Origin of the sequence: Streptomyces sp. NPDC046866 (assembly GCF_040704625.1) — a bacterium.
In the GTDB taxonomy this organism is placed as follows: Bacteria; Actinomycetota; Actinomycetes; order Streptomycetales; family Streptomycetaceae; genus Streptomyces.
Window position 1 is genome coordinate 1 of sequence record NZ_JBEYXN010000021.1, and the last position, 21,206, is coordinate 21,206.

The window sequence follows — 21,206 nt, forward strand, 5'->3', positions numbered from 1 at the left end:
CGGCCCGGCGCGGGCGGGCGCGGCCCGGCGCGGGCGGGCGCGGCCCGGCGCGGGCCGCGCAAGGCCTTTCCGGTGGGCGCCCCCTTCCGGCGGCCGGTTCCGGCCAACCTGCCCGGCGCGGGAGCCCGGCAACGCAGGCGGCGTCCGACGACGGCCGCCGGGCCGCCGGTGGTGTCGGCGCGGGCAGGTCGGCCGGATCCCGCTGCTCCGCCCTCCGGGCTGCGCTCTACTCGCTCCTCCCGGTTCCCCCGTGACAGCAGCCGCCCTCCCCCGACGCCGGGGGAAGGGCTACCTCGCGATGCCGTCGTCCACGGGTGAACCGGCTTCCCTCATCGGCGAGTTGGAGGAGAGGCGACATGTACCGGAAGCAGGCCGGCAGGAAACCGGAACCCGGCGCCGCAACATCCGCAGTACCCGCACAGCCCGGACGGCCCGCACAGCCCACGCCCCCCGCACCCCCCGCACCCCCCGCTCCGCCGGTGCTGCCCGCACCGGCGGAGATCACGTTCACCTGGGGGCAGCACAACCAGGCCATGGAGCGGCTCTCGCTCCGGCAGATGGCCCGCCGGGTGCCGGCGGCCCTGGCCCAAACCGCCCGCCTGGCCTGGGCGGTGAACCGCACCGCCTTCGCCTGGCTCGTCGGCGCCCAGGTCCTCGGCGGGATCTGCACCGCGGCCGCCCTGGCCGCGGTCTCCCGGGCCATGGGCCCGCTGCTGGCCGGCGGCTCCGTCGAGCAGCGGCTCTCCGGTGCCGCGTGGCCCCTGGCGGCCGCGGCCGCCATGACGGCCCTCGGGGCGCTGTCCTCCATCGCCTCCGGGAGCGCGGCCCGCCGCCTGACCCCCGGGATGTCCACGACCGCCGACCTGGCCATGGTCGACGCCCACATGGACGTCGAGCTGTCCGCGTACGACGCCCCCGACTTCAGCGAGCGCTCGGAGGCGGCCGAGACCGGCTCCGCCCGCTCCTCGATGCTGATGCAGGACGCGCTCGGCTTGACGGGCGGCCTGATCGACATGCTCGCGGTGGCGTCGGTGCTGTCCGTCGTCCACCCGGTACTGCTGCCGCTCCTCCTGCTGTCGGTCGTGCCGCGCGGCCTGGGCTCGGTCTTCGCCGCCCGCCTGGACTACCGCCTGCACAACGAGACCATCGCCTCGCGCAACATCCGCCACATGATGCGCTGGCACCTCACCACCCCGAAGCTGGCCGACGAGCTGCGCGGCAACGGCATGCGGGCGTACGCCCACCACTGGTACGCCGCGGTCTGCGCCCGCATCGACTCCCGGATGGTGAGCTCCGCCCCGCGCTACCTGGCCGTGTACCTGGTCGCCGCCGTCGTCTCGGGGCTGTTCACCGTGGTGACGTGGATGTCCCTCGGTGCGCTGGTGGTGTACGGGTACATGGCCGTCGGCGCGGCCGGCACCGCCATCGTCGCCATGCGGACCTCCACCGCCGCGCTGTCGCAACTGGTGGTCTACGGGGCGGCCATGTTCCAGCACGCCCTGTACCTCGGGGACTACGCCGCCTTCATCGCGCAGGCCGCCGAGCAGTCGGGGCCGCGCGGGCCGCAGGCGCTCGACGCCCCGCGGAACATCCGGCTGGAGGGGGCCACGTACACCTACCCGGGCAAGGAGACCCCGGCGCTCGGTCCCGTCGACCTCACCCTGCACCGCGGCGAGGTCGTCGCCCTGGTCGGCGAGAACGGGGCGGGCAAGTCCACGTTCGTCCGCCTGCTGACCGGGCTGACGGCGCCGACGGCCGGCACGGTGACCTGGAACGGCGTGCCGACGTCCGAGGCCGACCAGCGCACGGGCTGGGAGCACGTCGGGCTCGTCACCCAGTCGTACGGGTACTGGCCCTTCTCCGCACGCGAGAACATCACCCTGGGCCGGCCGGACCCGCGCGGCGAGGACGCGGTGTGGGACGCCCTGGCCGCGGTCGGCATGAAGGACGCGGTCGCCGCCTTCCCCGGCGGCCTGGACACGCTTCTGGCCCGGTCGCTGTGGGGCGGCCACGAGCCGTCCGGCGGCCAGTGGCAGCGCATCGCGTGCGCCCGCGCCTTCCACCGCCGGCCGGCGCTGCTGGTCATGGACGAGCCGACGTCCGCGATGGACCCGCGGGGCGAGCACATGGTCTTCTCGGGGCTGCGGGACATGAAGGAGGACCGCATCACCCTGATCGTCACGCACCGCATGGAGAACTGCCGCCTCGCCGACCGCATCATCGTCCTGGACGGCGGCCGCATCGCCGAACAGGGCACGTACGAGGAACTGCTCCGCCTGGACGGCTCCTTCGCCGAACTGGTCCGCCTCTCCACGGACCGCTGACCCCGCCGACCGGCAAGGGGGGCGGAGCCCGGGCTCCCCGCGCTCCGCCCCGTCGCCATGGCTGCGGCGGCACGGTAGTCGATCCACTCGACGTACCGGGTGCCGCAGGTGCTCCAGTGCGTCGGCGACGTCCTCGTCGTGGCCGGCGGCGGCCGCGGCGAGATGCCAGGCCCGCCGGCCGGCCCGATCCCCGTCGGCGGCGGTGCCGGCACGGGGAACGCCCCGAGCCCCGGCCTCCACCTCCGCCTCGGCCTCCGCTTCGGCCTCCGCTTCGGCGGCGGCGGACCGCCGCCCGGGAAGGCACGGGGCGCGCCGTCGCCCTCACCGCCGCCCGCGCCCCCGTCCCCGCCCGCCGGCAGCAGCGCCTCCGCCAGCGCCCGGTGCGCGGCCGTCCGCCGGGACATCCCGGCCCCCTGGTACACGGCGGCCCGTACGAGCGGGTGCCGGAACACCACCCGGCCACCGGCCAGCCCGGTCAGCCCGGCCTCCTCCGCCGGGGCGAGGTCCGCGGCGGCGGCCCCCATTCCCGCTTGCGCGCACACGATCAGGGCGAGGGCGCCGGTGTCCTCCGCCGCGGCGACCGTCAACAGGGCCCGGGCGCGGGCAGCTCCCTGATCCGGTCGTCGAAGATCCGCTGCACGCGCCAGGAGGCGGGCAGTACGGCGGTTCCAGCGGCAGTACGGGCAGTCCGGGGCCGCCGAACACGGCCGGGCCGGAACCGGTCCGGGCCGCGAAGACGAGGGCCACCCGTTCGGCTCCGAGCCGGCGGGCGGCGAAGACGAGCGCTTCGGCCCGAGTCGTGGTCGAGCCAGTGCGCGTCGTCGGCCGGCACCACCACGGGCCGGTCCCCGGCCGGTTCACCGAGGAGCGTGAGCGTGGCGGCGCCCACGAGGAACCGGTCGCCGTCCGCTCCGGGTACGCCGGCACCGCTGCCCACTGCCCCGCCCACTGCCCCGCCCACTGCCCCGCCCACTGCCCCGCCCGCGCCGGCGGCCGGATCGGCCGCTGCGCGCAGTGACTCGGCCTGCCGCGCGGGGAGCCGGGCCGGCAAGCCCCAGTACCTCGCGCAGCACCACCTGGAGTCCGGCGTACGGCAGCGCCGCCTCGGACTCGACTCCGGCGCCCCGCAGCAGGCGGGCCCCGGCGGCCGGTGCGGACGAGGCCGCCGACTCCGGCAGGGCGCTCTTCCCGGCGCCCACCTCGCCCCATACCACCAGTGCCGCGCCGCGACCGTCACGCGCCTGGGACAACACCCGGTCCAGCGACGCCAGTTCGGCTGATCTCCCCCTCAGCACACGTCCCAACCCAACCGGACGTCACGGCCCAGCCGTAATGACCCCGTGACCGGGACGTTGCCGGAAAGCCGGAAGTGATCACTAGGGTGTTGAAGTGAGCACAGCAACAACGCCTCCCGGGCCGGCGCGCCGGCCCGCGCGGATCCTGACCATCGCCCTGGGCCTGATCGTCGCGGCGGTCGTCTTCTACGTCCTCAAGCCGACGGCCGAGCCGTCCGCGAAGGACGGCGGGGCCGGACGCCCCGCGGCGGCTTCCGCATCCGCTTCCGCAACGGCGGCGGCGCCGTCGACGTCTTCGCCGGCACCCGCCGCGGCCGCCGCCGCCAAGCCGTCCGACCGCCCCATGATCGCCCTGTCCGACGCGTTCCCGGCGCAGGTTCCGGACGGCGCCGGCGGCTCCTTCACCAAGGTCGGGGCCGCCGTGCTGAAGTCCTGCGTCGAGCCCGACTCGGTCGGACCGGTCCTCGCGGGCCACATCGCCCGGAGCAAGGGGTGCGTCGGCGAGCAGGTCGCGCTCTACAAGGACGACCGCGGCAACCAGTTCAACCTGGCCGTGTTCACGATGAAGGACCCGCTGGACACCGTGCACCTGGTGACCCGGCTGGGCGCGGCCTTCGACGACTACGAGGTGGGTGCGCAGGCCCCGCCGCCGGGCTCGGGCCTGCGCACCCTCCCGCCGGACAGCGGCATGGTGCAGTCGTTCACGGGTCAGGGCCGGGCCATGGTGGTGGGCCTCGGCCAGTGGTCCGACGGCGGCACCCGGGACTACCAGCGCCTGGTCGAGCGCCTCGACCCCTTGCTGAAGGCCGTCTCGGCCCGCGTGGCCCGCTACGAGACGACCCCCTGACCCCCGCCCGCCCCGCCGCCCTCGGACCGGATCAGCCGGCATCAACGGCGTGATTCGGTCCCACGTCGCACCAGGGATCGGGCCGGATCCGCATCTTCGCGGCGCAGCGCGGTCACCTGCCAGCGCGCGTGCTGCATGCCCCTCTGTGTCGCCCCCGCGCAATCCTGTCGCGCCGCTCACATTCAGTCTCTGAGATCTGCCCGAACCTCGGCTTGGAAGCGGGCTGAAGATCTGCGCGCCGCGCACGGGTCGAACACCATCTCGCCCCGCCGGGTAGGCCGTCCAATGCGGCAGCACTCCGCGAGCCATCGGCCCTCAAATCCATTGCTCGATAAACTGGATCAAATATTCCTCGAGCCCTTCTATCGGATACACTCGCCCGAGAAGGTCGTCATGCCGCTCAGGCGCAGCCTCTTGCCCCTTGCGCCACACAATGAACTCATACTCGCTGTTCGGCGCCAAGGAAAAAGACCCGTGGGGCCCATCAAGCGTATAGAGCGTCGCCTTACCGCTATATGTCAGATAGCACCCGCGACCGATCTGCTTGAAGCCCGAAGGCGTCTCCGGTCTCTTCTTTCGAATTTCAATGGCGACCAACGGCCGGTGGGTTCCGACGAGGCTCACGATGCGGACAGCACCGCGAGCAACGCGAACCGGGACTTCGTCAATCTCGAGTTCAAGCCAGGCAGGAGATGAAAGCTCACTGTCGAGCCTGTCCTCTTGAATACCGAAGAAGGAACGGTCGATTGCTAGCTTGAATACTCCCCTGTACAGGGCATCGTCGTCCAGCATGACAGTAGGATACTGACCTCGTTTTAGAAAGAAGCTCTCACCTGAGAGTTGTCCCGTAAGGACGCGAGGCTGAGGGTCAGACTGTGTCCGGGCGGCACCGATGGCACCGGCCGAGCGAAGCGAACGCCCGAGATCTCCGGTGAGGATGCGGGAGCGCCGCCACCACCACAGGTTGGGGCCGGGGATCCTGTGAAGCTGGTCGAGCGCTATTCCGTCGTCGTCGATGGTGGCGGCCCTGTACCGGTCGTCCAGAGCTTGATCTGCGGGGTCCAGAGCTGGACAATGCGGTCGTCCAGCAGGAGCCACGCCAAGTGCAGCCAGTCTCGGCAGTAGAGGTCGTGGGTGTACTCGTAGATGGCCTCGCTGTACCCGCGTTCGATGGCGCCCACCAGCGTGGCCCATGCGTTCACTCTCTCAGCGACCGTGAATACCGTCCGCCAGCCGCGCTGGTGCAACAGCTTTCCCACCTCGGCTTCCGTAGCCACAGGTGTGAGGCATGCCGAATCCATCCGGGCGACAGACCGCATCATTGACCACCTCCGACCGATGCCGGCGCTTCAGACCCGCAAGCGGGTCGCCAAGGACACCGTGCTCATCGTGGACGGCACCCTGGCGCCCACCCGGGATCACCATCGCAGACGGCGGCCACCCAGGAGCCGGACTCGTCATCCCGCATCGCCGCGAGGGGGGGCCAGGCAGGCCGCGCCGTTGTTTGAGCCTGTTGATGCAGCGCTCGACCGTGTTGCACAGGAACGACGGCGAGGATCAGCCGTTTGTGGGCAGTCCGAAACGAGCCGAGTTTGTGGCGCGGGTTCCGGCCAGGGGGAGTTGGCGGCGGTGGTAGGCCCACCGCCGACCGAGGATCGGATCGGCCGGCATCAGCGGCGCAATCCGATCCCCCGTGCTGTGGTTGATCACTGGTCCACGGGAACATGCGATCAACTGGTCAACCCACCAAAGGCGACACGCGCTAGCCGCGGGAGGCGAAGGCCTTCGTGAAGGCCGACGGGCTTTGGAGGATGGAGGAGCAGGTGGCGTCCGCGGAGTTCTTGGCGCCGCCGGGGCACTGCTGGTCGCGGGCCGCCGACCACATGGAGAGCCAGGCCAGGCCCTTCGTCCGGGCGAAGCCCGCCAGCTGCGTGGCGTCCTCCACCGTGAATATCTCGCTCGCCACGTCGTTCACGCCGATCATCGGGGTCACCGCCACCGTCTTCCACGCGGCCGCGTCGGAGAGCCCGAGGACCCCCTTGATCTGCGCCTGGGTGGCGGTGGCGGCCTGGATCGCGTAGCCGCCCATGTCGCCGCTGTACGCCGGGCCGTAGTCCATGGCCATCACGTTGACCGCGGAGACGGCCACGCCGTTGCGCTTGGCGTTGGCGAGGAGGTCGATCCCCGGCTGAGTCAGGCCCTCCGGCATGACAGGAAGGGTGAAGGACACCTTCAGCCCGGGGTGCTTCTGCTGGAGCTGTGCGATCGCCTGGGCGCGGCGGGTGTTGGCGGCGGTGTCGGGCAGGGCCGCGCCCTCGATGTCGAAGTCGGCCTTGGTGAGCCCGTACGCGTCGACGACCTTGCCGTACGCGGCCGCGAGGTCGGCCGCAGAGGAGCAGGCCAGAGCCAGTTCGGAGCCGGCGGCGCCGCCGAAGGACACGCGGACGTCGCCGCCCTTGGCGCGCAGGGCCGCGATCTGGGACGCGACGCGGTCGTCGCCGAGGGCGGTGATGCCGCCCCACCGGGGTTCGCAGCCGCCGCCGGAGGTGATGAAGGCCAGGTTGAACTCCTTGACCCCGGTCCGGTCGGCGGTGGCGAGCAGGTCGTAGGCCGGGTAGAGGGAGGTGTCCACGTACGGGGCGAACGGCGCGGCCTGCGTGGTGCCGCCGCCCGGGGGCTTGGTTGCCGTCGCGGTTGCGGTGGGCTTGGGCGCGGGCGTGGTCGGTGCGGCCGTGGCGGTCGGCGCGGTGGACGCCGTGGGGGTGGGCGCGGCCGTGGGCGCGGTGGTCGGGCGGCCGGTGGGCTGCGGGGTGGGTCCGGAACCGGCCGAGCACTTCTCCTTGTTGATGAGGCAGCCGGTGGGGTTGCCCGGCGCGCCCTGCGTCGCGGAGGTGACGAAGCCGACGGTGGTGGAGGCGCCGGCGGCCAGTCCGGTCGTGGCCCAGCGGGGCGGCTTGACGGTGACGTGGCTGCCGCTGACGGTCTGCTCGCCGTTCCACAGCGAGGACAGGGCGGTCCCGGCGGGGAGGTCGAACTCCAGCGTCCAGTCGGCCAGCGGCTTGTCGCTGTTGTTGGTGATGACGTACTGGCCGGTGTAACCGGTGTTCCAGCTGCTGGACTTGGTGAAGGAGGCGCCCAGGGAGGCGGCCTGGGCGGTGCCGGTGAGCGTGACCGCGATGCCGCCGACGGCGGCCGCGAGGGCGAGAGCGCCGGCTGCCTTGGCCGGACCGGTGGCCTTGCGGCGGTGGGAGGTGCGGGACATGGGTGACTGCCTGCCTCATCGGTGCGGGGATGGGGGGACGGGGCAGCACGCTAGCGATCCGGAACCGGACAAAACGGCGGTTCAAGGCGTCGGGCCCGGATCTTGAGGCCCGCTTAAGGAAGGCATCGGGGAGGGTTAACGCGGGCGCGCCCGCGTCGCCCCGCCCGGAAACGGCCCCGCCCCCGCCGGCGGCCGGCTCGGTGCCGGCAGGGGCGGGGGCGGGGGTGGGGGGAAGGGGGCGGGGCAGCCTGGGCCTCCGGGGTCAGACCTTGCCGCTCGCCAGGGGCCATTCGCGGTTCAGGGAGCCGAGCGGGATGCGGCGCTCGAAGACCGGAGTGCCGAAGAGGGAGAGCTGCAGGTGCAGGTTGCCGCTCAGGTCGAAGCCGCCGTAGACGGCCCACGCACCGCTGACCGAGGTCTTGCCGTCGGTGGAGGCGGTTGCCTTGGCGTCCGCCTCGCCGCGCACGTAGGGGGCGAAGTCCGCGCTGACGCCGACGGCCCCGTACAGGCCGACGGAGGCCTCGGCTCCGATGGCGCCCTTGACGCGGCCGGTGGCGGTGACGCTCGCCTTCACCGGCGAGCTCTGCACGGCCGAGGTGCTGACCGGGGTCCAGCCCTTGCCCGTGGCGTAGCTGCCGCCGACGCGGAAGTCGCCCTTGACGTCCTGCGAGACCTCGAGGGTGACGCGGCCGTCGGCCTCCACCTGCACGTAGCAGGTCAGGTCGAGGTTGACGACGACCGGGACCGGGCCCACCTGGATGACCGGGGCGCTGTGCAGCTTCGCGAACGGCAGCCGCTTCGGGGAGCCGGTGGTCGCGGCGGCGTGGCCCTTGAGGCTCCACTGCGAGGACCAGTCGCCGCTCATGCCGAGGAAGGCCGAGCGCGGGCCGGAGCCGCCGGATCCGTCGTAGGCGAACTCCACGGTGGGGGCGAGCTGGACGAAGCCGGAGACGGAGGCGCCGGCCGAGACGGGCGCGTCCGGGGCGGTCTCGATGGGCGCGTTCACGTCGAGCCGGAGGTTGCCGAGGGGCAGCTTGGCGCCCTCGGGGCCGAAGCGCAGGCCCTGGCTCTTGGCCCAGGAGAAGGTGACGCCCTTCATCAGGGGCTCGACGGTGACGGACGCCGGGTCGACGGGGACCTTGCCGTTGGCCTTGTCGTCCTTCAGGACGGAGGACAGGGGCGTGGCCGCGGTCTTGACTTCGGTGCCGCGGTCGTTCTGGCCGACGACCTCGGTGACCTTCGCCAGGAGGCCGTTGGGGGCGCCGGGGGCCGGCGCGCTGGCGATGACGTCGCCGACGGCGACGGGCTTGTCCGCGGATGCCGAGGCGGACGCCGACGGCGACGCCGGCTTGCCCGGCGTGGGTGAAGCGGACGAGCGAGCCGAAGGGGCGGTGGAGGCGGGGGCCGGGGAGGCCTTGGCTATGACGGCCCGGCCGCTCGCCGGGTCGTACGAGGCGACCTTGAGCGAGGACTTCTCGGGACCGCCCTTGCCGGTACCGACGCGGGCCACCTCCGTCGACGCCGGCCCGTCCTGCGGGGCGGCGGCCACCTCGAGCTGCTGCGTGCCGTCGGCGGCGGGTGCGAGCGCGGCGGGGGCGGCGGGCTCCGCGGCCCCGGTGTGCGTCGTGGACGAGCAGCCGGTGGCGGCGAGCGCCAGCGTGGTGATTCCGGGAAGGAGGAGGCGTCTGGCGAGCATGCGCACGTGCATAAAACCTTCAGTTGGGGGGAAGTGGCGCTACCGACGGGTAACGCGAAGGCCGATCATGCCAGGCGCAGAAGGGGGTTCCGGTACGTCACCGGGGGAGACCGGGGAAATCCAGCCACCGCTGCCCACAACCACCCGTAACGGGCCGACTGCGCGAAGGTGATTTCGAACAGGGGTAGTTGACCCTTGGACCGGTTGACCCGGTCGGCAACTCGCCTGCCGGAAGGGGTCCTTGGCGCGTCCCCACGCAGACGGGACGGGGCAGGAGCCGGTCGCGGCGGGCGGGTCATTCGAGGAACCGGGCGACGGTGCGAGCGGGCATCCGGCCTGGGCGCCGAGGCGGTCGGAGGCGGTCGACCGGCCGGACGCACGGCCGGAAGCAAGCGCCTGCACGGTGTACCGGACGCGGGCGGCGGCAGGCCCGCCCGGACCGCGACACCGGCGCCGCGTCGCCCCGCGCCCGCCGGCGCGGCCCGGCCCGGCGCGGCCCGGCCGCCCGGCGCGGCCCCCGATGTCAGTGCGCGGCCGCGGCCGCGGCCGCGGCCTGCATGACGGCGTGCCAGGGGGTGGCGTCGAAGATCAGGCGGATGCTGTCGATCCGGCCGTCCGCGGTCAGGCGGAAGTGCTCGGCGGTGCGCTGGATGCCGATCGCCGGGACGGCGGTGTGGACGTCGTACACCAGGGTCGCCTCGGTGTCCGCGTACAGCTCGCTGACCAGGTCGACGCCGGTGACGATCTGCAGGAAGGCCTCCAGCCCCGCGAGGTGCTCCCGGGCGCCGTCGGAGGCCATGAGCGGGCTGCTGAAGCGGAAGCGGTCGGCCAGTGTCTCCGCGGCTGCGGACACGTCGCCGCGGAAGCGGGCCTCGTGGTAGGCCCGTACCACGGCGCGGGCGTTCGGCGGGGGCGCGGGCGAGGGCGTCGCCGTGGACGTGGGGCCGTTTGTGGGCCCGGCCATGGGCCCGGTCGTGGGCGCGGTCATGCGGTGGGGTTTCCTTCGGTTGCGGCGAGGTGGGCTGCGATGCGCTGCTGGTTCTCCACGAGCCGCAGGCACAGGTGGCGGAGCTGGTCGAGCTCGGTGTCGGTGAAGCCGTGGAACACCGCGGCCATGGCGCGCTCGGTGGGCGCGCGGAACGCCTCGAGCCAGGCCAGGCCGGCGGGCGTGATGCGCGCGAGGACGGACCGGCGGTCGGCCGGGTCGGGGTCCCGGCGGACGAGGCCCTCCTTCTCCAGGGTGTCGACGAGCCCCGTGGCGTTGCGCGGGGTCATGCCGGCGGCCCGGGCCAGCTCGCCCGGGTTCGCCCCGGCCTCGCCGACGGTGCGGAGCCTGACCAGGACGTCCAGGGCCCCGGCGCTGAGGCCGCGGCCCTCCGAGCCGTGGGAGCGGAGCCGTTCGACGGCCTTGTGGGCGGCGCGTGCGGCGGCGGCCGCCTCCAGCCGCCGCGTGTCGCCGTCGGCGGCGAACTCGGTCATCGATGCACGGACTTGGGGGTCGTACAGGAGCCCGCCGGCATCGTGGGCCAGCCCCTGCGGAAAATTGTTTACCTGCTTCATAATGAACTAGTACGCGATCTTGTGGCCGTGCGTCAAGGCCGGAGGTTTTCAGCCAAACGCACGCGCAGGAATTTCGTGCGAACCAGTGCGAACCGGCCCGCTGCGCGCCGGTGCGGCAGCCCCAAGGCCCTTGCATCGGCCACCGATTGATTGCATCGGCGATCCATTCCGTGATCTAGTTGCCCCGCAGGTCGTCGGCATGTCCCGACCCGAGACACACCCCTTCGCACACGCCTGGAGGGTCTTTGAGAGACGGGCACGGGGGCCTGGCCGAGACCATGGACGCACCCGAAGTCCCCCTGTCCAAAACAGGACGTGCGACCGGGGAATCCCGCCCGAACCGCGGGTGGCGTGGCGGCTGCTGATGCGCGGAGGGGACTACTTCATACCGGCCACCGCCATGGGCCTCGCCCTGGCGGCGCGTCTGCCTGCGCTCGTACGGGGCTGGCGCTCGCCCATGGTGCGGTCGGTCTGCGCGCTCATCGCGATGGGGGCCACCGGTTGGTTCTTCGCGGCGCCGCCCGTCGTCGCCCGCGTCAACCGCGCGACGGGGGTGCCGAACTTCAGCGCGGTGCTCGTCTACTGCATCGTCCTCGGGTTCTCCTGCTCCTCGCTCGTCCTCGTCATCCACTGGCGCGGCGGTCCGGCCGACACGGTGCGCCGGCACGTGCGCGGCTGGATCCTGGGAACCGTCGCGGCCGCCGCGGTCCTGGCCGCCCTCTTCGCGCTCGGCGACGCACCCGTGGAGCGCCGGCGCGACTTCGACACGTACTACGCCAACACGCCCTACGTCCGCGAGATGATCGTGGTGTACCTGCTGGCGCACACCGCGACCGCCGTGGTCGTCAGCGTCACCTGCTGGCGGTGGGCGTCCGAGGTCTCCTCGGGCTGGGTCCGGTACGGGCTGCGCACCCTGGTCACCGGGTTCGCCTTCAACCTCGCCTTCGGCGTGCTGAAGGCCGTCGCGGTCGCCGCCCGCTGGCTGGGCGCGGACCTGGACGTGCTCAGCACCAGCGCCGCCCCGCCCGCCGGCAGCATCGGGGCGGGTCTCGGCACCTGCGGCTTCCTCATGCCGCTGGTCGGGCCGCGGCTGGAGGAGACCTGGCTGGCGTGGCGGTCCTACCGCCGTATGTATCCCCTGTGGCGGGCCCTGTACGCCCACCCCGAGGCGCGGTCCTGCACGGTCCGGCTGCCCTGGTGGTCCGGGATCGAGCTGCGCGCCGTCCAGCGGGCCACGCAGGTCGCCGACGGCATCCACGACCTCTCCCCGTACATCGACCCGGCACACCGCCCGCGGTGGGAGCAGCAGGCGGCGGCCTCCGGCTGCGCCGCGCACGAGGTGGACGTCGCGGCCGACGCCCGCATGGTGCGGGCGGCCCTGAGGGCCCGGCAGGACCGGCAGCGGCGCGACACCGGCGGGGACCCCGCGGCCCGCACCGTGCCGCACGTCCGCCCGGACCTCGGCGGGGCCGGCCACGAGTGGTTCGGCCGACTCGGCGCCCACTTCGCCCGGCTCGACGCGCCGCGCGGCCCGCTCGGTGCCGGATACCGCTCCGGAAACGGTTGACACGCATGCCTGCGAACCCCCTTGCCGGTCCGGCCGCCTCCCGTCGCCGGGGCCCCGCTCCCGGTCCGCGGACCGTCCTGGTGCTGGGCGCAGGACCGGCCGGGCTGCTGGCCGCCGCCGCGCTGGCCCCGTACGCGCAGGACGTACTGGTCGTGGAGCGCGACGCCCCGGACTCCGCCGGCCTCCCGGACCCCCCGGACCCCGCGGACCCCGCGGACCGCACGGGCGACGAGGAGAACCGCACCGGAGACGGGAAGCACCGCACCGGAGACGGGGAGCGCCGCACCGACGACGACGGGCGCCGCACCCGCGCCACGCGCCGCGGACTCCCCCAGGCGCAACACGCCCACATGCTGTGGTCCGGCGGCGCCGACGCCATCGAGGCCCTCCTGCCGGGAACCACCGCCGCATGGCTGGGCGCCGGGGCCAACCGGGTGCCCGTACCGGCGGCGATGGTCGCCCTGTCCCCCGGCGGCTGGTACCGGCTGTGGCCGGAGTCCCACTACCTCATCGCCGCGAGCCGGCCGCTCCTCGACGCCGGAGTCCGCTCCCGGCTCCTGGCCGCCCACCCGAACGTCCGCTTCCTGTGCGGCGCCCGGCCCACCGCCCTGCTCGGCAGCGCGTCCCGGGTGACCGGCGCCCGGATCCGGCACGACGACGGCACGGACACCGAGGTCCCGGCCTGCGTGGTCGTCGACGCCACCGGGCGCGGCTCGCGCGCCCCGCACTGGCTCGCCGCGCTCGGGCTGCCGCCCGCGGCGTCCGAGACCGTCGATCCGGGCGTCGCCTACGCCACCCGCCGCTACAAGGCGCCCGCCCCGACCCGGGATTGGCCCGTGGTGACCGTGCAGGCCGATGCCCGGCTGGGCGGGCCGGGCCGGTTCGGGACGGTTCTGCCCGTCGAGAACGACGAGTGGCTGGTCAGCGTCTGCGGGAGCCGCGGGGGCAACCCGACGGGCAGGAACGAGGACTTCGAGCCGTTCGCCCGCGGGCTGCGCAGCCCCCTGGTAGCCGACCTGATCGCCCGGGCCGAGCCCCTCTCCGACGTGGTGCTGACGCGGTCCACGGCCAACCGCCGGTTCCGCTACGAGAAGATGCCGCTGCCGGCCGGCTTCCTCGTGCTCGGCGACGCCGCCTGCGCGCTCAACCCGGTGTACGGGCACGGCCTCTCGGTGGCGGCCCAGGGCGCCCTCGCGGTGCGCGGCACCGCGGCGAGGGCCGCCGGGAGGATCGACTCCCCCGCCTTCACCCGCCGCGCCCAGCGCGCACTGGCCCGCCCGGCCGCCGCCGCGTGGCTGCTGGCGAGCGGGGGCGACCTCCACTTCCCCGGCTGCACGGGCAAGTCCCCCGGGGCGCTCGACGGCCTCGCGCAGCGGTACATCAACCGGCTGATCCACACCGCCACCGGCAACCACACCGCCACCACCGCACTCACCGAGGTCATGACGCTGCGCTCCGGCGCCGGCACCCTCTTCGGGCCGCGCGTGGTGTGGGCCGCGGTGACGGGGCCGGGGCAGCCCCGGCTGAGCGGCCCGCCCCTGCCGCCGGCGGTCGCGGAGGTCCTCTCCCGCGCACCCCTGCCGGAAGCCCGCCACCGCTGACGCCGCTCGTCAGGCGCAGGTGACGGTCACCTCGCCGCTGCCGCCGTTGCCGGAGAAGCCGATCGTGAACCGGCCGTTCGGGGGCTGCTGCTCCGTCCGGCCCCCAGGGTGACGACCTGTGAGGCACCGGCGGCGAGCGATCCTCCGCCCCGGCCGGACATCGGCGGGAACGCTCCTGCCTGCCTCGGTCGGGACGCTGTCATCTTCGCCGACCGGCTCCGCGCGCTCCAGCCCCGGTCACCTCCACCGCGGGCGGGCCCTCGCGCCGGCACGGCCGGGCCCTGCGTCCGTCTTCGCCCGCCGGGGTGACGGGGCGTCGGGAACGGCAGGGCCGGCCGGCGCAGGCGCTTGGAGCGGAAAAACTTTTCCACCGACGTCTATCGAAGGGGCGTTCGCCGGGAATGCTGCGTGTAGTCTCCCGCCTCCGCTCGACGCTTCCGTCCCAGCGTCCGCCCGGGCGGGCCTTCCGTTCTGAGCCTCGGGAGGTAACACGCCATGCAGTCGGTCCCCGTTCCGCCGTCCGCCCCCACCCGCCGCGATCTCCTCGCCGGCCTCGGCCTGGCCGCCGCCGCCCCGCTCCTCCTCGGCGCCACTCCCCGCCCCGCCCGGGGCGCGCAGCCCTCCCGCCCGTACGCCCCGGGCAGCCGGACGGTCCTGCTCCGCAGAGCCTCCCTGGTGCTCACCATGGATCCCGCCCTCGGCAGCGGTCCGCTCGGCGCCCTCGAACACGCCGACGTCCTGATGCAGGACGGCGCGATCGCCGCCGTCGGCACGGCGCTTGCGACCCCCTCCGGCGCCCGGGTGGTGGACGCCTCGGGCAAGCTGGTCATGCCCGGGTTCGTCGACACCCACAACCACCTCTGGCAGGCGGTGATCCGCGGCGGGTGTACCGACCGGGACCTGTTCGGCTGGTTCCAGGGGTGTACCGACCCCCGGCGCGGCCGCCTGACGCCCGCGGCCGTCCACAGCTTCGTCCGGCTCGCCGCCCTGGACGCCGTCCAGTCGGGCGTGACCACTCTGGTGGACTGGGTCGACATCTTCTCGTACGACCTCGTCGAGAGCTACGTGCGCGCCCTGGCCGAAACGGGGGTGCGGTTCACGTACGCCATGTTCCCGCCGGCGCCCGGCTCGCCGCTGGTCGCGAAGGTGAAGAGGGAGCTCGTCGACCCGGTGCCGCTCGCTTCCTTCCAGGTCGCCACCCATGCGGCGCGGGCCGTCGAGTCCCACAACCGGGCCCACTGGGAGACCGCCCAGGACCTGGGCGTCATGCTCAACTCCCATGTCCTGGAACGGCCCGAGCAGCGCGCCGACGATCCCTTCGGGGTCCTCGCGGACATCGGCGCGCTCGGTCCGCGGCTCCTGGTCAACCATGCGATCCACCTGACGGACGCGGAGATCGCCGCCGCCGCGGACCACGACGTGCGGATGGCCCACTGCCCGCTCAGCAACATGCGGCTGGCCTCCGGCATCATGCGGCTGTCCGAGCTCGGCCGCAGGGGCGTCAAGGTCGGGCTGGGCCTCGACGGCGGTACGAACGACAGCTCGGACTTCCATGCGCTGATGAAGGCGGCCATCGGCCTGCAACGCGCCCGCACGAGCGAGGCGGGGGTGTTCCCGCAGGTGCACGACGTCCTGCGGATGGCCACGCTCGGGGGCGCCGAGGTCCTCGGCCTCGCGGACCGGGTGGGCTCCCTGACCCCCGGCAAACGGGCCGACGTCGTGGTGGTCGACCCGGCCGCCCTGAACTTCGCACCGCGCTTCGACTGGATCGGCCAGATCGTCTTCAACGGAAGACCCGAGAACGTCGACGCCGTGTTCGTGGACGGGCGGGCCCTGAAGCTCGGCGGCCGGCTGGTCGGCATCGACACGGACCGGGTCGTACGGGAGGCCGAGGCCGCCGCCGCCCGCCTGCGCGCGGCCGGATGAACGGGTGCCCGGCGCAGCGGGCCCCGCCCGGTGCGTCAGCCGCGCGCGCGGCGGCAGGGCAGCTCGGCCCACACCTGCTTGCCGCCGCTGAGCGGCACCGAGCCCCAGGCCGTCGTCACCGCCTCGACGATGAGCAGCCCGCGGCCCCCGGTCGACTCCCAGCTCACCGAGACCGGCCTGACCGGGCTGCGCGGCGACGCGTCGTTCACCGCGATGCGCAGCCGGTCCGCCGACAGGGTGAGATCCATCCCCACCTCGCCCTGCGTGTGGGCGACGGCGTTGGTGACCAGCTCGGACACGACCAGCAGGGCCGTGTCGAGCTCCTCCTCCACTCCCCAGGAGCGCAGGGTGCGCGCGGTGTACCTGCGGGCGTGCAGGACCGCGTTGGGCAGCCGCCACACCGTCCAGTGGCTCCGCATCGGCCGGCTGCGCGTGCCGTCGTAGCGCAGGATCAGCAACGCCACGTCGTCGTCGCGGCGGCCGACGGCGAGGACCAACTCGTCGGCGGCCGCTCCGGCATCGCCGGGGTCGGCCGCGGCGAGCACCTCGCACACCCGCCGCATGCCCTCGTCCAGCGGCAGCCGGGCGGACTCGACCAGGCCGTCCGTCAGGAGCACGAGCAGGCTTCCCGGGGTCAGCCCCACCTCGGTCATCGGGAATTCGGCATCCGGGAGTACGCCGAGGGGCGGGCCGCCCTCGACCGCCACCTCCCCGGTGGCGCCGTCGGGCCGGCGCAGTACCGGCGGCAGGTGGCCGGCCCGTACGACCCTGGCGATGCCCTCCTCCATGTCGAGGTCCACATAGCCGCAGGTGGCGAAGAGGTCGGTCTCCATGCCGACGAGCAGGCGGTTGGCCCGTGCGACCACCACGTCGGGCGGGTGGCCCTCCACCGCGTAAGCCCTGACCGCCGTGCGCATCTGTCCCATGATGGTGGCGGCCCCGGCGCTGTGCCCCTGGACGTCCCCGATGACGAACGCCACGTGGCCCTCGCCGAGCGGAATGACGTCGTACCAGTCGCCGCCGACCTCCAGGCCCGCCGTCGCGGGCAGGTAGCGCGCGACGGCGACTCCGCCCGGCAGCTCCGGGAGCTTGCGGGGCAGCAGGCTGCGCTGGAGCATGGTGGCGAGTTCGTGGCCCGCGTCCAGCGCGTGGGCGCGGACCAGGGCCTGCCCCACCAGCCCCGCGGCCGCGGTCAGCAGCGACCGCTCCTCCGGTCCGAACCGGTGCTCCGCCTCCCAGCCCACCAGGCAGACCCCGACCATCCGGCCCTCGGCGGGCAGCGGCAGCACCGCGAGACCGCCGGGCCCGACGCCGAGCAGACCGGGCTCGAGGTCCGCGTCCGGCGGCCACAGGCTCATGTGCCCCCCGCGCAGCGCGCTCTGCAGGGTGGGGAGGTCGCTCAGCGACGCGTCGGGCCACTCGGAGCGCCATTCCGAGCGCCAGACCTCGGGCCAGGCATCGGGCTCCGGAGGGTCGAGGGCGGTGATGATGAGCCGGTCGGGCTCCAGTTCGCCGACCGCGACCCGGGCGGCCCCCAGCGGCTCGCGCAGGGCGGCGACCGCGAGCCGGCTGACCTCCCGGATGGTGGCCGCACCCGCCAGCGTGGCCGACAGCCGCTGCACGAGGGAGACCTCGTCGGCGCTGGGGCGCAGGTAGGTGGCATCGGCCACCACGCCCAGGACGCGCTGCGGCGTGCCGTCGGGGTCCACCTCCACGCGGCAGCGCAGTCCGAGCCAGCGCAGCTCGCCGTTCGGGCGGCGGATGCGGAACGCCAGCTGCTGCCCGTCGGCGGTCAGCCGGTCCGGCTCCACGATCGCCATCAGGGCGGGCATGTCGTCCGGGACGGCGCAGGCGAGCAGGGTCTCCACCTGCCCGTCGAACTGCTCGGGGGGCAGACCGAGCAGCTCCAGCACGTGCGCGTGGGCCTCCATCCGCCCGGTGGCCAGTTCCAGGATGAACGCGCCGCCCTGGTGGGGCACCAGGGACTGGCCCAGGTGCGCCTGCGGGGACTTGCGCCCGGCGAAGCGGGCGGCGACGGATTCGAGTCCGGCGGCCACCTGGTCGGCGTAGAGCTCCAGGAGGCTGCGGTCGTCGGCGCTGAAGCCGTCCCCGACCTTCCCGGCGACGACCAGGCACCCGAGCTCCTGCTCGCCGTGCCCCAGGGGCAGCGCGCCCAGCGAGATGGTGGCCGGCGGGTCGGGGCCGCCGTTCCGGCCCGGGACCCGGGTGGGGAAGTGGTGGGGGTCCTCCTCGATGAAGGTCGCGAGCTCCCTGGGGGTGAGCCACAGCGGCCTGCCGGAGCGGAAGGCGTTGGCGGCGGGCGAGTGTCCGGCCACGGCGAGGATCGCGGGCAGCCCGTAGAGGACGCGGCGGTTCCCGGTCAGCTCGGCCAGGTGGAGCTCCCTGCCCTGGTCGGCGACCACGTAGACGGCGGCGAGCTCGGCGCCGCAGAACGCAAAGCGTTGACCGGTCACTGTCCGTGTCGCCTCCTTCCGAGGCCTCCGCCGACCGCTCTCCCTCCATGCTGTGGCGCCCGGGACGGTCCGGGCGAGTCGGAACACGCCAGGCCCGCCGGTTCCCCAGCCCGAAAGGATGATCCACCCGTACTCCAGCCGCTCGACGACCTCGGGGGCGTCGGGAGGGGGCACGGGGGGCCGAGGTGGAACTGGTTTCTCGGGGTGGCGGAGCCGGGCCGATGCCCGGGGGCGGCGCGCCGGTGCGGCGAACGGGCCCGGCCGAGACGTCTCGTCTCGTCCGGGTGGCGTGCGCGGCCCGGTCCCGAGCCGCGCCCGGGCTCAGGACCGGGCGAGGGTGAGTGCGTCCCTCACGTCTGTCCCACTCCCGCCGCCGACGGCCGGGTGCGCCGGGCCCGAGCGGTGGGGGCGTGACCCGTCCCCGGCAGGCAACAGACTCCTCCGGGCCCCCGCGCGATCAACGCAGACTTCGTGCACCGATCGACAACCCCGCGGTCATCGATCTTGCGGCCGGCGCGGCGCCGTCACTCCCCCGTGGTCAGCCGGGCGCAGCGGGAGACCACGGCGGCGAGGTCGCCGGTGGTGCGCAGCAGCTCCCGCTGGATGCGGGCGCCGTTGCCGCGGCGCAGGAGCTCCTCCAGGCCGGCCTTGACGCGGTCGGAGTCGCCGTTCTCGTCCAGGGCGTCGCGTACGTGGTCGTACAGCGCCCACGCGACCGCCTCGCAGGAGTCCTCCCGCAAGGTGGCGGGGTGGACCAGCCCGCCGTCGATCCCCGACCGGGCGGCGCGCCAGGCGGCCAGCCGGAGCAGGCTCGTGTCGACGTGGGAGGGGGGCCGGCCCTCCTGCCAGGCCCGCGCGGCCGTGTCCACCAGGCCGCGCACCAGGGCGGCCACCAGGACGGTGGTCGAGGCGTCCAGGCAGACGTCCGCCACGCGGATCTCGACGGTGGGGTAGCGTTCCGCCAGCCTCGCGTCGAAGTAGATCATGCCCTTGTCGCGCAGCACGCCGCTGTCGACCATGGCCCGTACCCGCTCGTGGTACGCCTGCGCCGATCCGAAGGGATTGACCGGGCCGGCGGACGGCCAGCGGTTCCAGACCCTGCTGCGGTAGCTGCCGTAGCGGGTGTCCGCACCCTGCCAGAACGGGGAGTTGGCGCTCAGCGCGGTCAGCACGGACAGCCACGGCCGGATCCGGTCCAGGACGGCCACGCCCTCCTCGTCGGAGTCGACCGACACGTGCACGTGGCAGCCGCAGGTCAGCTGCTCCTGGGCCGGCAGGCCGAACTGCCGGGAGATCCACTGGTAGCGCTCGCCGACGCTCAACGTCGGCTCCACCTCCAGCGGACAGGTGGCGAGCGCCGCCACCCGTACGCCGGCCGCCGCGGCGTGCCTGGAGGCCTCGGCCCGCCACCGGCGGATCTCCTCGTCGAGCTCGCCCATCCGGGTCACCGGCCGCGTCGCGAATTCGACCTGCTCCTGCTGGAGCTCCTTCTCCAGGGGGATCTCCCCGTCCGCCCCGGCGGCCCGGCCCCCGGACAGCAGGGCGGAGGCCAGGACCGCCCCCGCCGATGCCGCCGGCTCGCCGGTCTCCGAGTCGACCAGGAGCAGTTCTTCTTCCACACCGACGCTTCGCATACCGTCCCGTCTTCCCTCACTCGTGCCTCATGGTTCCCTCGCACGTCTGGCTCTGCCCCGAAGCGGGCCCGTCATGCACGGCCGGTCGACCCCGGTCCCCCGAAGGCACCACGGGGCGGGCCTGTCCGCCGCGGGGACGGCCGGGTCCCGGGCGCGGGTCAGGCGTGCGACAGGGCGAAGGCGGTGAGGAAGCCGAGGACGGTGGTGAGGCCGGAGAGGAGGTGGGCGTTCTCGAACGCCTCCGGGATCATCGTGTCCGCGATCATGGCCAGGATCGCTCCCGCCGCCACCGCCGTGATCGCCGCCATCACGGTGTCGGAGGCGCCCCCGAGCAGCGTGTAGCCGGCCAGCGCCGCCAGCCCCGAGATCACCGCGATCGCCGCCCACAGGGTGAAGACGTACCCCCGGCTGCGCCCCGCCCGCTGCATGCCCGCGGCGCTCGCCATTCCCTCGGGGAGGTTGCTGAGGAACACCGCCGCCACCGTGGCCGTCCCGACGCTGCCGCCGCCCAGCAGGCCGGTGCCGATGACCACCGACTCCGGCACGCCGTCGAGCAGCGCCCCCAGGGCGATCGCCGTGCCCGAGCCCGGCTGGTCGCCCTCGGACGGCTGCTGGCCGCCCGACCTCTTGCGGTGGCGGGCGCCGCGCGCGGCGAGCAGCGCGTTCGCCAGCGAGTACACGCCCGCCCCCGCCACCGCCCCCAGGGCCGAGGGGGCGAGGCCGCCCTGCTCGTACGCCTCCCCCATCAGGTCGAAGGACACCGCGGAGATCAGCACGCCGCTGCCGAAGGCCATCACCAGGGCCACCCACCGTGCGGGCACGCGGAAGAACGAGCCGAGGACGGCGCCGACCAGCAGCGCGCTCCCGGCCAGCAGACCCCAGCACCCGGCCGCCAACGCTCCCACGGAACCCTCCTCACAGCTCGCCTTCACCGCCGGTCGCGTATACCCGCACGCGCCGGTGCGACGCGTCCGGTGCGTCATGCGCGGGCCGGACGGCCGCCGCGCCACGGGCGTTGTA

At 74.1% G+C, this 21,206-nt stretch carries 15 protein-coding genes and 3 pseudogenes; 7 read left to right on the forward strand and 11 right to left on the reverse strand.

All coding sequences use genetic code 11. The annotated features are described in order from the left end of the window. Positions 1-479 precede the first annotated feature (479 nt). Complete coding sequence (locus AB0953_RS26250; protein ID WP_366862024.1) at positions 480-2,324, forward strand: ABC transporter ATP-binding protein; 1,845 nt, start codon at positions 480-482, stop codon at positions 2,322-2,324. A 799-nt stretch (positions 2,325-3,123) separates the two neighbouring features. Further along, entirely contained in the window at positions 3,124-3,342 is a 219-nt protein-coding gene (locus tag AB0953_RS26255) for a hypothetical protein (RefSeq protein ID WP_366862149.1), read from the forward strand. Between the two features lie 37 nt (positions 3,343-3,379). Here AB0953_RS26255 and AB0953_RS26260 read toward each other — a convergent pair. Beyond that, positions 3,380-3,619: pseudogene (locus AB0953_RS26260) on the reverse strand (AAA family ATPase); the annotation flags it as partial. 94 nt (positions 3,620-3,713) lie between these two features. On the opposite strand from AB0953_RS26260, the gene AB0953_RS26265 reads away from it, so the two are divergent. Then, a complete protein-coding gene (locus tag AB0953_RS26265; protein WP_366862025.1) occupies positions 3,714-4,466 on the forward strand; it encodes a hypothetical protein in 753 nt (250 codons plus the stop codon). Positions 4,467-4,781: 315 nt separating this feature from the next. Here AB0953_RS26265 and AB0953_RS26270 read toward each other — a convergent pair whose 3' ends face one another. Both AB0953_RS26270 and AB0953_RS26275 read right to left on the reverse strand, forming a co-directional pair. Then, entirely contained in the window at positions 4,782-5,258 is a 477-nt protein-coding gene (locus AB0953_RS26270; RefSeq protein ID WP_366862026.1) for a hypothetical protein, read from the reverse strand. A gap of 206 nt (positions 5,259-5,464) precedes the next feature. Further along, the gene (locus AB0953_RS26275) at positions 5,465-5,725 is read right to left on the reverse strand and encodes a hypothetical protein (protein ID WP_366862027.1); all 261 of its coding nucleotides are present in this window, start codon (positions 5,723-5,725) and stop codon (positions 5,465-5,467) included. A 55-nt stretch (positions 5,726-5,780) separates the two neighbouring features. Between AB0953_RS26275 and AB0953_RS26280 the strand changes: the two are divergent. Next, positions 5,781-5,888 (forward strand): annotated as a pseudogene (locus AB0953_RS26280) (IS5/IS1182 family transposase); the annotation flags it as partial. A 133-nt stretch (positions 5,889-6,021) separates the two neighbouring features. Here AB0953_RS26280 and AB0953_RS26285 read toward each other — a convergent pair. The 5 genes and pseudogenes from AB0953_RS26285 to AB0953_RS26305 form a co-directional block, all read right to left on the reverse strand. Continuing rightward, positions 6,022-6,137: pseudogene (locus tag AB0953_RS26285) on the reverse strand (IS5/IS1182 family transposase); the annotation flags it as partial. A gap of 91 nt (positions 6,138-6,228) precedes the next feature. Further along, on the reverse strand, positions 6,229-7,728 hold the full coding sequence (locus AB0953_RS26290; protein WP_366862028.1) for a cellulose binding domain-containing protein: 1,500 nt from the start codon (positions 7,726-7,728) through the stop codon (positions 6,229-6,231). 262 nt (positions 7,729-7,990) lie between these two features. Further along, positions 7,991-9,430, reverse strand: coding sequence for a hypothetical protein (locus AB0953_RS26295; protein ID WP_366862029.1), 1,440 nt, complete (start codon positions 9,428-9,430; stop codon positions 7,991-7,993). Between the two features lie 517 nt (positions 9,431-9,947). Beyond that, the gene (locus tag AB0953_RS26300; RefSeq protein WP_366862030.1) at positions 9,948-10,412 is read right to left on the reverse strand and encodes a hypothetical protein; all 465 of its coding nucleotides are present in this window, start codon (positions 10,410-10,412) and stop codon (positions 9,948-9,950) included. Next, on the reverse strand, positions 10,409-10,984 hold the full coding sequence (locus AB0953_RS26305; RefSeq protein WP_366862031.1) for a MarR family transcriptional regulator: 576 nt from the start codon (positions 10,982-10,984) through the stop codon (positions 10,409-10,411). Before AB0953_RS26305 ends, AB0953_RS26300 begins: the two co-directional genes overlap by 4 nt. A gap of 364 nt (positions 10,985-11,348) precedes the next feature. On the opposite strand from AB0953_RS26305, the gene AB0953_RS26310 reads away from it, so the two are divergent. The 3 genes from AB0953_RS26310 (at position 11,349) to AB0953_RS26320 (ending at position 16,078) form a co-directional block, all read left to right on the forward strand. Continuing rightward, a complete protein-coding gene (locus tag AB0953_RS26310) occupies positions 11,349-12,551 on the forward strand; it encodes an MAB_1171c family putative transporter (protein ID WP_366862032.1) in 1,203 nt (400 codons plus the stop codon). 5 nt (positions 12,552-12,556) lie between these two features. Then, the gene (locus AB0953_RS26315; RefSeq protein ID WP_366862033.1) at positions 12,557-14,152 is read left to right on the forward strand and encodes a pyridine nucleotide-disulfide oxidoreductase; all 1,596 of its coding nucleotides are present in this window, start codon (positions 12,557-12,559) and stop codon (positions 14,150-14,152) included. Between the two features lie 495 nt (positions 14,153-14,647). Further along, complete coding sequence (locus AB0953_RS26320) at positions 14,648-16,078, forward strand: amidohydrolase family protein (protein WP_366862034.1); 1,431 nt, start codon at positions 14,648-14,650, stop codon at positions 16,076-16,078. A gap of 35 nt (positions 16,079-16,113) precedes the next feature. On the opposite strand, the gene AB0953_RS26325 is transcribed toward AB0953_RS26320, so the two are convergent. The 3 genes from AB0953_RS26325 to AB0953_RS26335 all read right to left on the reverse strand — a co-directional run bounded on the left by AB0953_RS26325 (position 16,114) and on the right by AB0953_RS26335 (position 21,091). Beyond that, the gene (locus AB0953_RS26325) at positions 16,114-18,552 is read right to left on the reverse strand and encodes a SpoIIE family protein phosphatase (protein WP_366862035.1); all 2,439 of its coding nucleotides are present in this window, start codon (positions 18,550-18,552) and stop codon (positions 16,114-16,116) included. 524 nt (positions 18,553-19,076) lie between these two features. Next, positions 19,077-20,186, reverse strand: coding sequence for a glutamate--cysteine ligase (locus tag AB0953_RS26330; RefSeq protein ID WP_366862036.1), 1,110 nt, complete (start codon positions 20,184-20,186; stop codon positions 19,077-19,079). Between the two features lie 158 nt (positions 20,187-20,344). Further along, positions 20,345-21,091, reverse strand: a complete 747-nt coding sequence (locus tag AB0953_RS26335; protein ID WP_366862037.1) for a ZIP family zinc transporter — start codon at positions 21,089-21,091, stop codon at positions 20,345-20,347. Between the last annotated feature and the right edge of the window lie 115 nt (positions 21,092-21,206).